18 protein-coding genes are annotated in these 14641 nt (G+C 55.1%); 9 read left to right on the top strand and 9 right to left on the bottom strand.

Going from position 1 to position 14641, the window contains the following annotated elements; all coding sequences use genetic code 11:
* The first annotated feature begins 36 nt into the window (after nucleotides 1-36).
* From F3J28_RS15145 to F3J28_RS15135, 3 genes are all read left to right on the top strand, one after another.
* Nucleotides 37-330 carry a co-chaperone GroES gene (locus F3J28_RS15145; protein ID WP_008453772.1) on the top strand — a complete coding sequence of 98 codons (294 nt, stop codon included), beginning with the start codon at nucleotides 37-39 and terminating at the stop codon, nucleotides 328-330.
* A gap of 40 nt (nucleotides 331-370) precedes the next feature.
* Nucleotides 371-2017 carry a chaperonin GroEL gene (groL, locus tag F3J28_RS15140; RefSeq protein WP_008453770.1) on the top strand — a complete coding sequence of 549 codons (1647 nt, stop codon included), beginning with the start codon at nucleotides 371-373 and terminating at the stop codon, nucleotides 2015-2017.
* 129 nt (nucleotides 2018-2146) lie between these two features.
* Entirely contained in the window at nucleotides 2147-2500 is a 354-nt protein-coding gene (locus F3J28_RS15135; protein WP_166877417.1) for a DUF4156 domain-containing protein, read from the top strand.
* A gap of 206 nt (nucleotides 2501-2706) precedes the next feature.
* Here the strand turns inward: F3J28_RS15135 and epmB are convergent, their stop codons facing one another.
* A complete protein-coding gene (gene epmB / locus F3J28_RS15130) occupies nucleotides 2707-3735 on the bottom strand; it encodes an EF-P beta-lysylation protein EpmB (protein ID WP_166877414.1) in 1029 nt (342 codons plus the stop codon).
* Nucleotides 3736-3776: 41 nt separating this feature from the next.
* Between epmB and efp the strand changes: the two genes are divergently transcribed.
* The 3 genes from efp to ecnB all read left to right on the top strand — a co-directional run bounded on the left by efp (nucleotide 3777) and on the right by ecnB (nucleotide 4793).
* A complete protein-coding gene (gene efp / locus F3J28_RS15125) occupies nucleotides 3777-4343 on the top strand; it encodes an elongation factor P (protein WP_008453764.1) in 567 nt (188 codons plus the stop codon).
* A 64-nt stretch (nucleotides 4344-4407) separates the two neighbouring features.
* Complete coding sequence (locus F3J28_RS15120) at nucleotides 4408-4542, top strand: entericidin A/B family lipoprotein (RefSeq protein WP_039289517.1); 135 nt, start codon at nucleotides 4408-4410, stop codon at nucleotides 4540-4542.
* Nucleotides 4543-4646: 104 nt separating this feature from the next.
* Nucleotides 4647-4793, top strand: coding sequence for a lipoprotein toxin entericidin B (gene ecnB, locus F3J28_RS15115; RefSeq protein ID WP_008453759.1), 147 nt, complete (start codon nucleotides 4647-4649; stop codon nucleotides 4791-4793).
* 31 nt (nucleotides 4794-4824) lie between these two features.
* Here the strand turns inward: ecnB and F3J28_RS15110 are convergent, their stop codons facing one another.
* Entirely contained in the window at nucleotides 4825-5433 is a 609-nt protein-coding gene (locus F3J28_RS15110) for a LuxR C-terminal-related transcriptional regulator (RefSeq protein WP_008453758.1), read from the bottom strand.
* 288 nt (nucleotides 5434-5721) lie between these two features.
* On the opposite strand from F3J28_RS15110, the gene sugE reads away from it, so the two are divergent.
* Complete coding sequence (gene sugE, locus F3J28_RS15105) at nucleotides 5722-6039, top strand: quaternary ammonium compound efflux SMR transporter SugE (RefSeq protein ID WP_166877413.1); 318 nt, start codon at nucleotides 5722-5724, stop codon at nucleotides 6037-6039.
* Here sugE and blc read toward each other — a convergent pair.
* Both blc and ampC read right to left on the bottom strand, forming a co-directional pair.
* Nucleotides 6036-6569, bottom strand: coding sequence for an outer membrane lipoprotein Blc (gene blc, locus F3J28_RS15100; RefSeq protein ID WP_008453753.1), 534 nt, complete (start codon nucleotides 6567-6569; stop codon nucleotides 6036-6038). The two genes, sugE and blc, sit on opposite strands and share 4 nt — an antisense overlap.
* Before the next feature lie 109 nt (nucleotides 6570-6678).
* On the bottom strand, nucleotides 6679-7830 hold the full coding sequence (ampC, locus tag F3J28_RS15095) for a CMY2/MIR/ACT/EC family class C beta-lactamase (RefSeq protein ID WP_166877673.1): 1152 nt from the start codon (nucleotides 7828-7830) through the stop codon (nucleotides 6679-6681).
* A 128-nt stretch (nucleotides 7831-7958) separates the two neighbouring features.
* Between ampC and ampR the strand changes: the two genes are divergently transcribed.
* Nucleotides 7959-8837: a LysR family transcriptional regulator AmpR gene (gene ampR, locus F3J28_RS15090; protein WP_166877411.1), complete on the top strand. Its 879-nt coding sequence runs from the start codon at nucleotides 7959-7961 to the stop codon at nucleotides 8835-8837.
* A gap of 26 nt (nucleotides 8838-8863) precedes the next feature.
* Here the strand turns inward: ampR and rclA are convergent, their stop codons facing one another.
* A complete protein-coding gene (rclA, locus tag F3J28_RS15085) occupies nucleotides 8864-10189 on the bottom strand; it encodes a reactive chlorine resistance oxidoreductase RclA (RefSeq protein ID WP_166877408.1) in 1326 nt (441 codons plus the stop codon).
* A gap of 124 nt (nucleotides 10190-10313) precedes the next feature.
* Between rclA and rclR the strand changes: the two genes are divergently transcribed.
* On the top strand, nucleotides 10314-11171 hold the full coding sequence (rclR, locus tag F3J28_RS15080) for a reactive chlorine-specific transcriptional regulator RclR (protein ID WP_166877406.1): 858 nt from the start codon (nucleotides 10314-10316) through the stop codon (nucleotides 11169-11171).
* A gap of 43 nt (nucleotides 11172-11214) precedes the next feature.
* Here rclR and frdD read toward each other — a convergent pair whose 3' ends face one another.
* Genes frdD through frdA form a run of 4 tightly spaced genes read right to left on the bottom strand, consistent with a single transcriptional unit; the run spans nucleotide 11215 to nucleotide 14511 of the window.
* Nucleotides 11215-11574, bottom strand: a complete 360-nt coding sequence (frdD, locus tag F3J28_RS15075) for a fumarate reductase subunit FrdD (RefSeq protein ID WP_008453743.1) — start codon at nucleotides 11572-11574, stop codon at nucleotides 11215-11217.
* Nucleotides 11575-11584: 10 nt separating this feature from the next.
* The gene (frdC, locus tag F3J28_RS15070; RefSeq protein ID WP_008453742.1) at nucleotides 11585-11980 is read right to left on the bottom strand and encodes a fumarate reductase subunit FrdC; all 396 of its coding nucleotides are present in this window, start codon (nucleotides 11978-11980) and stop codon (nucleotides 11585-11587) included.
* A 10-nt stretch (nucleotides 11981-11990) separates the two neighbouring features.
* Nucleotides 11991-12725, bottom strand: a complete 735-nt coding sequence (locus F3J28_RS15065) for a succinate dehydrogenase/fumarate reductase iron-sulfur subunit (RefSeq protein ID WP_166877403.1) — start codon at nucleotides 12723-12725, stop codon at nucleotides 11991-11993.
* Nucleotides 12718-14511 (bottom strand): fumarate reductase (quinol) flavoprotein subunit, encoded by a 1794-nt coding sequence (gene frdA, locus F3J28_RS15060; RefSeq protein WP_166877400.1) that lies wholly within the window; start codon nucleotides 14509-14511, stop codon nucleotides 12718-12720. Before frdA ends, F3J28_RS15065 begins: the two co-directional genes overlap by 8 nt.
* Nucleotides 14512-14641 lie beyond the last annotated feature (130 nt).

The raw sequence follows: 14641 nt of genomic DNA, 5'->3' as shown, positions 1-14641 counted from the left end.
CTATCTGATACTGACTTTCTCAAAGGAGAGCTATCAATGAGCATTCGTCCATTACATGATCGTGTCATCGTCAAGCGTAAAGAAGTTGAGTCCAAATCTGCGGGCGGCATCGTTCTGACTGGCTCCGCAGCAGGCAAATCAACTCGTGGCGAGATCATCGCTGTCGGTAAAGGCCGCATCCTGGAAAACGGTAGCGTGCAGCCGCTGGACGTGAAAGTGGGTGACATCGTTATCTTCAACGATGGCTACGGCGTGAAGTCCGAGAAAATCGACAACGAAGAAGTGCTGATCATGTCCGAAAGCGACATCCTGGCAATTGTTGAAGCGTAATTTGACGCACGAACCTGAACGAATTTGAGGAATAGAAGAAATGGCAGCTAAAGACGTAAAATTCGGTAACGACGCTCGTGTAAAAATGCTGCGCGGCGTTAACGTACTGGCAGATGCAGTGAAAGTTACCCTCGGTCCTAAAGGCCGTAACGTGGTTCTGGATAAATCTTTCGGTGCACCGACCATCACCAAAGATGGCGTTTCCGTAGCGCGTGAGATCGAGCTGGAAGACAAGTTCGAAAACATGGGCGCACAGATGGTGAAAGAAGTTGCCTCTAAAGCGAACGACGCTGCAGGCGACGGTACCACCACCGCAACCGTACTGGCTCAGGCTATCATCACCGAAGGTCTGAAAGCCGTTGCTGCGGGCATGAACCCAATGGACCTGAAACGCGGTATCGACAAAGCCGTTGTTGCTGCTGTTGAAGAGCTGAAAGCGCTGTCCGTGCCGTGCTCTGACTCTAAAGCGATTGCTCAGGTTGGTACTATCTCCGCTAACTCCGATGAAACCGTAGGTAAACTGATCGCTGAAGCGATGGATAAAGTCGGTAAAGAAGGCGTGATCACCGTTGAAGACGGTACCGGTCTGGAAGACGAACTGGACGTGGTTGAAGGTATGCAGTTCGACCGCGGCTACCTGTCCCCATACTTCATCAACAAGCCAGAAACTGGCGCTGTTGAGCTGGAAAGCCCGTTCATCCTGCTGGCTGACAAAAAAATCTCCAACATCCGTGAAATGCTGCCAGTGCTGGAAGCCGTTGCGAAAGCAGGCAAACCGCTGGTTATCATCGCTGAAGATGTTGAAGGCGAAGCGCTGGCTACCCTGGTGGTTAACACCATGCGTGGCATCGTGAAAGTGGCTGCGGTTAAAGCACCTGGCTTCGGTGACCGCCGTAAAGCTATGCTGCAGGACATCGCTACCCTGACCGGCGGTACCGTTATCTCTGAAGAGATCGGTATGGAGCTGGAAAAAGCGACCCTGGAAGACCTCGGCCAGGCTAAACGCGTTGTGATCAACAAAGACACCACCACCATCATCGATGGCGTGGGTGAAGAAGCCGCTATTCAGGGCCGCGTTGGTCAGATCCGTAAGCAGATCGAAGAAGCAACTTCTGACTATGACCGCGAAAAACTGCAGGAGCGCGTAGCGAAACTGGCAGGCGGCGTAGCGGTAATCAAAGTCGGTGCTGCTACCGAAGTTGAAATGAAAGAGAAAAAAGCTCGCGTCGACGATGCCCTGCACGCTACCCGTGCTGCGGTTGAAGAAGGCGTGGTTGCTGGTGGTGGTGTAGCGCTGGTTCGCGTTGCCGCTAAACTGGCTGGCCTGACCGCTCAGAACGAAGACCAGAACGTGGGTATCAAAGTTGCGCTGCGCGCGATGGAAGCTCCTCTGCGTCAGATCGTTTCTAACGCCGGTGAAGAGCCATCCGTTGTCACCAACGCGGTGAAAGCGGGCGAAGGTAACTACGGTTACAACGCCGCGACCGAAGAATACGGCAACATGATCGATTTCGGTATCCTGGACCCAACCAAAGTTACCCGTTCTGCTCTGCAGTACGCGGCTTCCGTTGCGGGCCTGATGATCACTACCGAGTGCATGGTCACCGACCTGCCTAAAGGCGATGCTCCTGACTTAGGCGCTGCTGGTGGTATGGGCGGCATGGGTGGCATGGGCGGCATGATGTAATTCGCCTTAGCACCTTGTGTTAAAGAAACCCTCAGTCAGAAATGTCTGGGGGTTTTTTCTTTTGTTCACACTCTGGTATAAGTGCTTACCGGGCAATAACGGCTCAATACCTTGATTACGGGGAATAACATGCGCATGAAAGTCTCATCAGGAGTGGTTGTGGCAGCGCTGCTGCTGGCAGGATGTAGCACGGGCAATCAGCTTAGCTCCAGCGGCCAGAGCGTTCGTTTTGTTGAAGACAAACCAGGAAGCGAATGCCGTCTATTAGGCACCGCGACCGGGGAACAGAGCAACTGGCTGTCTGGCCAGCACGGCGATGAAGGCGGGTCTATGCGCGGCGCGGCAAACGCACTGCGTAACAATGCGGCCGAAATGGGCGGCAACGTGCTGTACGGCGTGAGCAGCCCAACCCAGACGCTGCTCTCGAGCTTTGCGCCAACGGCCAGCCAAATGACGGGTCAGGTTTATAAGTGCCCGAACTGATTCGGTAAGTATTACCTTCACCCCGGCCCTCTCCTTCAGGGAGAGGGAGAAAAACGGACGTGCTTTTGCTGATAGAGCTCGAGGAAGGACTTGCGGTTCCCTGTCACTGGTAAGGGATAAAGTCGTGGGGCTTTTTCTACAGTCGAAGGCAGCACTAAGCGGTTCCCTCTCCCGGGGGAGAGGGTTAAGGTGAGGGCGCTAAGCTCTCACTTTTGCCGTAGCTGCAAATCCAGCGGCGTCTTACTTGGCTCTCCGCCTATTTCTCTCGCCAGCTTCGGCACCATATAGCCAGAAACCAGCGTCAGCAGCTCACGCATAATCGCCCGGGCCTCTTCGTCTTCTACCATAAAGTGCGCCGCACCTTGCACTCTGTCGAGCACGTGCAGGTAATACGGCATCACGCCCGCATTAAACAACGCATTGCTAAGGTCGGCCAGGGTTTGTGCGTTGTCGTTCACGCCGCGCAGTAACACGCTTTGATTCAGCAGCGTGACGCCCGCCAGCCGTAGCTTTGCCATCGCCGAGCGGAAATCGTCGCCAATTTCCTGGGCGTGGTTAATATGATTAACCAGCAGCACCTGAAGCGATGAGCGGGCGATTCTTGCTGCCAGCCCATCGGTAATACGCGCCGGGATGACAATCGGCAGGCGGCTGTGAATGCGCAGGCGTTTGATATGAGGAATGGCCTCCAGCTCGCTCATCAGCCAGTCCAGTTCATGATCTTTGGCCATCAGCGGATCGCCGCCGGAGAAAATAATTTCGTCCAGCTCAGGATGTTCGCTTATATACGCCAGCGCCGTTTGCCAGTTGCGTTTGTTGCCCTGGTTGTCGGCATACGGGAAGTGGCGGCGGAAACAGTAGCGGCAGTTTACGGCGCAGCCACCTTTCACCAGCAGCAAGGCGCGGTTGCGGTACTTATGCAGCAGCCCTGGGACAACGCTGTGTTGCTCTTCCAGCGGATCGGTGGTGAAACCGGGCGCGGCAACGAACTCCTGTTTTGCCGTCAAAACCTGACGCAGTAGCGGGTCGTTGGGGTTACCTTTTTCCATGCGCGCGACGAAAGCGCGAGGGACGCGCAGGGCAAAAAGACGCCTTGCTTCACGCCCGGCAAGCAGTTCTTCATCGTCAGCTACATTTAAAATGTGCAGCAGTTCATCAGGATCGGTTATAACATCGGCAAGTTGCGTTAACCAATCTTCTCTGTGAGGGGGATTTAGGGTTACAATGTGTGCCATTTTTTTGGCTAAGCTACCAGTTAACAAATTCAGAGGGCCTTATGGCGACTTATTCTAGCAACGATTTCCGTGCCGGTCTTAAAATCATGATGGATGGCGAACCGTACGCGGTTGAAGCCAGCGAATTCGTAAAACCGGGCAAGGGCCAGGCATTCGCGCGCGTTAAGCTGCGTCGTCTGCTGACCGGTACCCGCGTTGAGAAAACCTTCAAGTCTACTGACTCTGCAGAAGGCGCTGACGTTGTCGATATGAACCTGACTTACCTGTACAACGACGGTGAGTTCTATCACTTCATGAACAACCAAACCTTCGAGCAGCTGGCTGCAGACGAAAAAGCCGTTGGCGAAAACGCTAAATGGCTGCTGGACCAGGCTGAGTGCATCGTGACCCTGTGGAACGGCCAGCCAATCTCCGTTACCCCACCGAACTTTGTTGAGCTGGAAATCGTTGAAACCGATCCAGGTCTGAAAGGTGACACTGCAGGGACCGGCGGCAAGCCAGCAACCCTGAGCACCGGCGCTGTGGTTAAAGTTCCGCTGTTCGTTCAGATCGGCGAAGTCATCAAAGTTGACACCCGCTCTGGTGAATACGTTTCTCGCGTGAAGTAATTCTCGTGAAGGTTCGCGGCGCGGTGCCTCAGGCTCGCGCCGCCGCTTTGTCAGGGCAGGGAAGATGAACCGTTTGTTGAAACAGATTCTTTTTATCTCGCTGCTGGCCGCTGCGCTGTCGGGTTGTAATACCACGCGTGGGTTTGGCGAAGACTTGCAACATCTCGGCGGCGCCATTGAGCGCGTAGCCAATAAATAGTCCCTGCCAGTTATCCGAAATCGCCTCGCTTTTCCTTCATTGTTCATTTTTTTAGCTATGCTTAACAAGCTATACACAAACAACATAGTTATAAGGAAAAGCTCATGATTAAGAAAACCATTGCTGCGTTTTTCTCTCTCGTCGTTCTTTCATCCTTGTTGACCGCCTGTAACACCACCCGCGGCGTGGGCGAGGATATTCAAAGCGGCGGTAAGGCTATTTCTGGTGCGGCAACAAAAGCGCAGGAATAATACTGTTCGGTACGGTGCTAGTGCCGTACCGTTATTCTAAAACAGCTTCCGGAATATTTAAAAAAAGCGATAATCTATTGTCGGCTCCCAGCTTTAATCGAATGTTTCGCTTATAGGTGTAAACCGTTTTTACGCTTATTTCCATCACTCTGGCAATATATTCGTTATTCGCCTCTTCCTTCCAGAGTTTTAATATTCTCTCTTCGCGTAAGGTCAGTAATGGCGTAATATGTCGTTTCACTTCACGAAATGGCGGGCGGGTCGCAATAGTCTGCTGAATCAATGCCGTTAATGCCGACAATGATACTGACTTATCCCAAATATCGTTAGTGCCTTGCGCCGCGCAGTACTCGGCAATGGTGGGGTGTTGCCCGCTTTGCAGCAGCAGCAGGCGCGTCGTATCGCCACAGGCAGAATAAATAGTCGAAAGCTGTTGGATATTATGCAATGCGGTTGAGAAACTGTTGAAGTCGGCGATCACCATATTCGGCTGCCATTTAATAATTTTTTCCCGGGCGAGAAGTAAACTGTCTGTCTCTGAAATACTCACTGCCGTAGCCAGATTATTTTTCTGATTGAGCAAGTGCGTCAGTCCCTGACGGCTGAAGTAACACCTATCAACCAATAATATTTTATACATTTTCACGCTTCACGTTAATCATTACTGCGGCGTTTGCAGGCTGGCAAACCACGTTTTATCATATGAATAAATTTGCCAAAATGAATCACGGAAATACGCGCGAATTCGCTGTCAATTCCAGGCTTAGCAAGGCCCGGCGAGTGAAACGATTATTTCATTGCGTAGCATTTGGATACGGATTTTCAGGCAGCCGTTTGAGTGCTAAAATCAGCTTCTCACCTAAGCCTTACGGGACGACCCGCAAGCGCATCTCACACCGGGGACGGCCCCATCTCTACTGGAGCTGTTATGGCCTGGATCGTATTGTTAATTGCCGGATTACTGGAAGTTGTTTGGGCGGTAGGACTGAAATATACCCACGGCTTTAGCCGCCTGTTGCCTAGCGTTATCACCATCGTTGCGATGGTTGTCAGCATGGCTTTGCTCGCCTGGGCGATGAAAACCCTGCCCACCGGCACGGCCTACGCGGTGTGGACCGGGATCGGTGCCGTCGGCGCGGCGATTACCGGCATTCTGCTGCTGGGAGAGTCGGCTAACCCGATGCGTCTGGCTAGCCTGGCTCTGATTGTGGTCGGGATCATTGGCTTGAAACTTTCCACGCATTAACTGCCTGGTTGTTTCACCCAAATCAATTTATCCACCGCAAAGCCCTGGCGAGCGGCGATAGCCAATAGCTGTTGCTTGAGGTCGTGGCTGATGGTTGGTGTGCGGGACAGGATCCAGAGATAGCTGAGGTCAGGCCCGCATACCAGCGCATGGCGATAGTCTTTATCCAGCGCAATCACGTTATAGCCGCCGTAAAACGGGCCAAAAAAGGAGACTTTCAGCGCAGCGACGCTCGGGTCTCCGGTGAAATAAGCCTTCCCTTCTGCCTGCTGCCACATCTGCCTGTCCGGGTTGAATCCCCGGTTTATCACGCGCAGGCCGCCGTCATCCATAAAACTGTAGGTGGCCGTGACCTGATTCAGGCCGCTTTCAAAGCTGTGGTCCATTCGCGCAATTTCATACCAGGTGCCGATAAAGCGTTTTGCCTCGAAGTTTTGCACGACCGTGACGCTGGGGGGAGGAGTTGGTGAGCTACAGGAGACAACGAATAATGCGACCGCAAGCGCGGTGACAGCGGGCCAAATGCGCATAGCAGATTCCTTCCGAGGTTTTTTTAGCTAAGTGTAGATGGCGACAGGAAATAAAGTGTGAGCGAAGCCGGAAATAATACGGCCTGTGTTCAACAGGCCGTGGTCATTTTTATTGCAGTGCTTCAAGAATGGCGTAAGCGGCTTTTACTCGCTCGGTGTTCGGGTAGCTTTTGTTGGCCAGCATCACGATACCCAGCTGTTTTTCTGGGATAAAGGCCACGTAGCTACCAAAGCCGCCGGTCGACCCGGTTTTATGTACCCATGAGGCTTTCACCGCAGGTGCTGGAGGCTCAATCAGCGTTGCCGGGTGCGGCGCAAGGGCGATCTTGTTGTCACTGCCATCAATAATCGTTTTCCCCTTCACCGGCCAGTTCAGCATTTCCCAGCCAAGCCCCTGATACATGCTACCCACGCGCCAGTAACGTGACTGCGCGAGCTGCATACCCTGAGCTAACATTTTGTCTCCCAGACGATCGGGGGCCATGTTCGCCTGCACCCAATGGGCCATATCTTCGATGCTGGATTTCACGCCGTAGGCTTCTGCATCCAGCATGCCCGGCGAGACGCGCACGGCTTTGCCGTCCCGGTAGCCCCAGGCGTAGTGGCTGTCTTCCGTCGCCGGCACGTTAATCCAGGTGTGTTGAAGATTCAGTGGCTCAAAGACGCGTTTTAACATCGCCTGTTCAAAGCTCATGCCTGACGGTTTCACCATCAAGGCTCCGAATAGTCCAATACTTGCGTTGGCGTAGAGGCGCTGCGTGCCAGGTGCCCACTTCGGCTGCCAGTTCTGGTAAAACTTCAGCAGGGCATCGCTGTTGGTCACCTCGTCCGGCACCTGCAGCGGCAGGCCACCGGCGGTATAGGTGGCAAGCTGCAGCAGGGTGATCCCTTTCCACTGGTTACCGTTCAGCTCAGGCCAGTATTTTTGCGCCGGATCGCTAAGGCTAACTTCGCCGCGAGCCAAAGCATCACCACCCAGCACGCCGGTAAAGGTTTTACTGACCGAGCCCAGTTCAAATAACGTTTGCTGCGTTACCGGTACGTTGCGCTGCACATCGGCTTTTCCCCAGGTGAAATACAGCGGGTAGCCTTTGTAGATAACGGCCACCGCCATGCCGGGGATCGCCTGCTCTTTCATTAGCGGGGCAACGGTGCGGTTCACCAGCTTTTCAATCTGCGGTGCAGTCAGTTCTTTTTGTGCCGCAAAGCTGGAGCATGAGGCGGCAAGCAGCAGCGTCAGGCAAAGGGTTTTTTTCATAATGGATAACCTTCCTTAGAGAGATGATAGCAGTCCGGGCCCGTCAGACGAGGCAAGTTTGTTGGATTTGACACCCGATGACAAACGATTAAATTTGGCATTAGGTTTAAGATTTTCTAACAGGTAATGTCATGACCCGCAGCTATATCCCGCTAAACTCCCTGCGCGCTTTTGAAGCCGCAGCCAGGCATCTTAGCTTTACCCATGCTGCCATCGAGCTGAATGTCACTCATTCTGCCATCAGCCAGCAGGTGAAAGCCCTGGAAGAACATCTGCGTTGCCAGCTGTTTGTGCGCGTTTCTCGTGGATTGATGTTGACCACGGAAGGTGAAAATCTGTTACCTGTGCTAAACGATTCCTTTGACCGCATTGCCGGGGTACTGGATCGGTTTTCCGGCGCGCAAGCGAGAGAAAAACTTAAGCTAGGTGTGGTGGGCACTTTTGCAACAGGCTTTCTGCTGCCGCGGCTTGAGGCGTTTCGGCGTCGCTATCCGCATATCGATCTTCAGCTTTCGACGCACAACAACCGGGTGGACCCGGCGGCGGAGGGGTTGGACTATACGGTGCGATTTGGTAGCGGAGCCTGGCACGGAACAGACGCGATTTATCTGTGTGATGCCCCGCTGTCACCGCTTTGTTCTCCTGCGCTGGCTGCTGAACTCCAGCGCCCGCAGGACGTGCTGAATCATACGCTTCTGCGTTCCTACCGGCGTGACGAATGGGCGGCATGGCTGCAGGCGGTGGGCGAGGCGCCACCGTCGCCAACGCATCTGGTGATGGTTTTTGATTCTTCGGTAACTATGCTTGAAGCCGCACAGGCTGGCGCGGGTGTTGCCCTTGCCCCGGTGAATATGTTTACCCACTTGCTGAACAGCGAGCGGATTGTTCGCCCGTTTGAGGCTGAAATCAGTCTGGGCAGCTATTGGCTGACAAAGCTCCAGTCCAGGACGGAAACGCCCGCCATGCGAGACTTCTCCGGCTGGTTAGCCGGAGAGTGTGAGAAAGCGTAGGGCCTGATTGCGAGAACCTGGACGGGTTATTTTACCAGCGCAAACAGGTCATTAAGCGCTTCGCTCATGGTAGGGTGCGTGAAAACTTGGTCGCGTAGCGTGGTGTAGGGCAGCCCGGCATCCATGACGGTTTTAATCAGGTTAATGATCTCATGGGAGTCAGGGCACAGCAGCGATGCGCCGAGGATCTCCTGCGTTGAGGTATCCACGATAGCTTTGAGCAAGCCGCGAGTGTCGCCCATGACTCGAGCCCTTGGAATTGCCGCCACGGGAAGCGTAACGATCTGAATGGGTTTACCGCTGGCCTGGGCTTGTTCTTCAGTCATGCCAATGCGAGACAGCGGGGGGGTCATAAACACGGAATAAGGCACATTTTTTCTGTCCCCGGTATGGCGTTTACCTTCGCCCAACAGGCTGTCACGCACGATACGGAAGTCATCGAGCGAGATATAGGTAAACTGTAGCCCGCCGGTTACATCCCCCATTGCCCAGATGTTGTCTGCAGAGGTACGCAGGTATTTATTCACCACGATGGCCCCACGAGCATCGACATCAACCCCGGCGTTTTTCAGGTTCAGGGTATCTGTAGCGGGTTTTCGCCCTGAGGCAACAAGCAGCGCGTCAACCGTGTAGACGCTATCGTTCGTCTGCAAATGCACCCTGTTGTCATGGGATTCAACGTGCTGAACTTTAGCGTTTAGGATCAGCTCCACGCCCTGCTGCTGAAGTAAGTTGGCGACCGCTGCGGCTACGTCACGGTCCTCACGCGGCAAAAAATCAGCGGCGGCTTCGAAAATGGTGACCTTGCTGCCGAAACCGATAAACATTGAGGCAAACTCAACCCCGATGTAGCCGCCGCCCAAAATACCGAGGTGCGTTGGGAGCGTGTTCAGATTAAGCAGCCCGGTGCTGTCATATACCCCAGGCGTAGCCGTCAGCCCGTCAATCGGCGGCAAAACGGACTGCGCACCGGTGTTGATAAAGATTTTCTCCCCCTGCAGTTCAATAGTTTCACCGTTCTGCATCACGCGAACAGTATGCCGGTCGATAAACTCTGCGTGGCCGTTGATAACGTCCACATTATTCAGGTCGGCCAGCAAGTGGTAATTCTTGTCCCGCAGGAAACTGACAATTGAAGACTTACGTGCGATGGCTGTCGTAAAGTCCTGATGCTGTTCTGCATCGTGGACCAGCGCTTTGGTGGGAATGCAGCCAATGTTAATGCAGGTACCGCCGTACATTTCGGCGGATTGCTCGATAATGGCGACTTTCCAGTTTTGTTTTGCCAGGGTTGCCGCCAGGGTTTTACCTGCTTTACCAAAACCAATAATGATTGCCTGATAGGTCTGCATGGAGGTTCTCCGTCAGTGAGCCAGCCGTTAAGTTAATGGCAATCATTGTGTATGCATGGCGTCAATGTGATGTCTTCAGGTATCTTTAAATCCTGTCTTATCGTCTGATTTTTTGGAGTGAGCGATGGATCCTCTCAGCCAGTTGATGGCGTTCAGCGCCCCGCAGGGTTCGATTGATAAAAATTGCCTGCTCAGTTCGGGCTGGAGCCTGCCCCATGCGGCGGGATCGCTGGCGACCATTCGCTGGCACACCGTTACGCAAGGGGCCGCATGGCTGGAGCTGCCTGCCGGCGAAAAGCTGACGCTACAGCCTGGGCAGGTGGTTGTGCTGACGCAAAACTCTGCGCACCGACTGCGGCAGAAGGGGCAGGAAGAGACCTGGATCGTTTGTGGGAGCCTGCATTTATCTTCGGCTTCCCGTCATTTTTTGACGGCGCTACCGGAGGCCCTGCTGATGGTGCCCGAACAAGACAGCCCCGAACATACATGGCTGCTGGCGGCCGTTGCGCTGCTGCAACAGGAAGCGGAAGTGCCACAGCCTGGTATGGCGGCGGTATGTAGCCAGCAATGTGCCACGATGATTGCCCTGGGCTTGCGGCAGTGGCTACGGGTGAATATTCAGGATAAAAGTCAGTTGAACCTGCTGCTGCATCCACGACTGGGCGTGGCAATCCAAAGTATGCTGAACGCACCGCATACGCCGTGGACCGTCGCCTCGCTGGCTGAACAAGTGCATATGTCTCGCGCCAGTTTTGCGTTGCTGTTCCGCGAGGTGAGCGGCACCACCCCGCTGGCAGTGCTGACCCGCATCAGGCTGCAAATTGCCGCACAGCAACTCTCGCGTGAAGCAAGTTCGATTATCACTATCGCTGATGCCGTGGGCTACGCCAGCGAATCGTCATTCCATAAGGCTTTTATGCGGGAGTTTGGCTGTTCGCCTGGGGAATACAGAAAGCGGGTGAAGGCGCTGGCCATGGAATAAAAAAAGGCCCGCGCGATGGCGAGCCTTGGTGTGTGCTGAGTACTTAGAGCGTCAGCAGGCCAATAATGGTCACCACCGTCAGAATAGCGGCCAGGCCGTAGAACACCCATTTTCCGGCCGGAACGTGGATCTTCAGGTCGTGCATTGCATGGTGGATACGGTGCAGGCCACACCACAGCGGCAGCACAATCATCAGCAGCAGGAACAGGCGGCCAATCCAGCTGTGGGCGAAGGCATAAACGCGGTCAAAGCTCAGCGCATCGCCGGGGAACAGGCCGAGCGGCAGCATAATACCAACCAGCAGCACGATAACCGGCGCGAAAATCGCCCCCCACATGCCACCTGCGCCAAACAGGCCCCAGAATACCGGCTCGTCGGAACGTTTTGGATTTTGGTTAATCACCTCAGCCTCCTTACCAGAACAGTGCTACAAGCAGCACAACGACAGTCACCAGTGCAGTGACAACCCACAATCCCTTGATGACCGGCTCCGGCCCCATTTTCTCGCCCTTAACGATGACGTTAGCGGCCTTTGGTGCCAGCTCAAACCAGGTTTTGGTGTGCAGCACGGCGGCGGCAAGCGTAATGAGGTTGAGGATGACAACCACCGGGTTTTGCAGGAAACCGACAAAGCCCGCCCAGCCCTCTACGCCGTGTTTCAGCGAGAAGAGGCCATAAATCAGCACGATGCTGAACCAGACTGTCGGAACCGAGGTGCCTTCACGCAGCATATAAAAACGGTAGAAGCCCAGCTGCCGCCACCAGGTTGGCGCCATGGGACGGACATAAGGCTTACGTTTCGTGGTCATGGTGCACTCCTTAGCGTGGTTTCAGGGTGGCAATCAAAAAGTCTTTCGAACTTTCGACTTTGCCCTGCTGGATGGCCGCGGCCGGATCGACGTGTTTTGGACAAACTTCGGAGCAGTAGCCAACAAAGGTGCAGCTCCACACGCCGTTTTGCCCGTTGAGCTGCGGCATACGCTGTTTCTTGCCGTGGTCACGGCTGTCCAGGTTGTAACGATGGGCGAGGGTAATCGCCGCCGGGCCGATAAACTCAGGGTTCAGGCCAAACTGCGGGCAGGCGGCATAGCACAGCCCACAGTTGATGCAGCCGGAGAACTGATGGTATTTCGCCATCTGCGCGGGCGTCTGCGTGTTTGGCCCCTGATCCGGCGTGCGCGGGTTGCCGATGATATAAGGCTTAATCGACTCCAGGCTTTCGATAAAGTGGGTCATGTCGACCACCAAATCGCGCTCAATCGGGAAGTTTGCCAGCGCTTCGATCTTGATGCCGTTGGTGTATTCGCGCAGGAACGTTTTACAGGCCAGCTTCGGCACTTTGTTGACCATCATGCCGCAGGAGCCACAAATCGCCATGCGGCATGACCAGCGGTAGCTGAGGTCCGGTGCGAGGTTATCTTTGATATAACCTAGCCCGTCCAGCAGCGAGGTTTGCTCGTCAAACGGCACCTCGTAGATTGCGCTATGCGGCTGGCTGTCCGTTTCCGGGTTGTAGCGCACAATCTCAATCTTCAGGGTTTGCATCTCAGCCATTTGCCTTCTCCTTTTTCTTCTCAGCATCTTCCGCTTCAGCGCCGTATACGCGTTTTGCTGGCGGCAGCGTGGTGATCTTCACATCGCTGTAGTCGAGGCGAGTTGTGCCGTCGGCGTCGCGGAAGGCCAGAGTGTGCTTCAGGAAGTTGACGTCATCGCGTTCGGTGCAGCCTTCATCCAGACGCTGGTGGGCGCCGCGGGATTCTTTACGTGCAAGGGCGGAGTGCGCCATACATTCGGCAACGTTCAGGCCGTGGCCCAGCTCAATGGTGTACAGCAGGTCGGTATTGAAGACGCTGGAGGTATCGGTGATGCGCACGCGCTTGAAGCGCTCCTGTAGCTCTGCCAGCTTGTCTACGGTTTTCTGCATCAATTCCGGGGTACGGTAAATCCCGCAGCCTTCCTCCATAGAAAGCCCCATTTCGTCGCGGATTTTTGACCAGTTTTCGTTGCCTTCCTGGTTGACTAGCTGCTTCAGGCGGCCTTCAGCATCGGCGGCCTGGGCGTTCAGTGCAGCATCGTTCGCCGGTTGCGCTTGTGCGGCGCGCTCCATTGCCTGCTCGCCCGCCAGGCGGCCAAAGACCACCAGTTCTGCCAGCGAGTTAGAGCCCAGACGGTTGGCACCGTGCAGGCCAACGGAGGAACATTCGCCCACTGCGAACAGCCCTTTGATGCGGGTTTCGCATTGGGTATCGGTCTCGATGCCGCCCATGGTGTAGTGCGCCGTTGGGCGAACCGGGATCGGCTCTTTGACCGGGTCAACGCCCACGTAGGCTTTGGCCAGTTCGCAGATGAACGGCAGGCGCTCGAGCAGTTTTTTCTCGCCGAGGTGGCGCAGGTCGAGGTACACCACGTCGCCGCGTGGGGTGGAGATCGTGTTGCCTTTGCGCCATTCGTGCCAGAAGGCCTGAGACACTTTGTCGCGCGGGCCGAGTTCCATGTATTTGTTCTTCGGCTCGCCGAGCGGGGTTTCCGGCCCCATGCCGTAATTCTGCAGGTAGCGATAGCCGTTTTTGTTCACCAGAATGCCGCCTTCACCGCGGCAGCCTTCGGTCATCAGGATGCCGGAACCCGGCAGCCCGGTTGGATGGTATTGCACAAACTCCATGTCGCGCAGCGGCACGCCGTGGCTCAGCGCCATGCCCATGCCGTCCCCGGTGACGATGCCGCCGTTGGTATTGTAGCGATAGACGCGCCCTGCGCCGCCGGTGGCCATCACCACCGCATTGGCGCGGATCTGCACCAGCTCGCCTTCCATCATATTCATAGCGACGACGCCGCGCGCCTGGCCGTCATCAACCAGAATATCGAGCACGAAATGTTCATCGAAGCGTTGAATTTGCGGGAACTGAAGGGAGGTCTGGAAGAGTGTGTGGAGCATATGGAAGCCGGTTTTGTCGGCGGCGAACCAGGTCCGTTCGATCTTCATCCCGCCGAAGCGCCTGACGTTGACGCTGCCGTCCGGGCGGCGGCTCCACGGGCAGCCCCACTGCTCAAGCTGGGTCATTTCGGTAGGGCAATGGTGAACGAAGTAGTCAACCACATCCTGCTCACACAGCCAGTCGCCTCCGGCAACGGTGTCGTGAAAATGGTAGTCGAAGCTGTCGTGATCCTGCGCGACGGCTGCGGAACCCCCTTCGGCAGCAACCGTGTGGCTGCGCATCGGGTAGACTTTGGAAATCAGAGCGATTTTTGCCTGTGGATTAGCCTGGGCCGCCGCAATGGCTGCTCGTAGGCCTGCTCCGCCGGCGCCTATAATGGCGAGATCGGCTTGAAAGGTTTGCACGACATTCCTCCAGATTTTAGTAATTCGCAAAGCTATACGACCAAAGGGTATTCACTGCCTGAAAGGCGGTGGCTGCGAAAGGTGTATCCCTGCTCCTTTTTAGGTAGGGAAAGTATAACCGGAGGGATTT

Source organism: Enterobacter sp. Ap-1006, assembly GCF_011752835.1.
In the GTDB taxonomy this organism is placed as follows: domain Bacteria; phylum Pseudomonadota; class Gammaproteobacteria; order Enterobacterales; family Enterobacteriaceae; genus Cedecea.
This window is presented reverse-complemented; position numbering and strand designations above follow the sequence as displayed.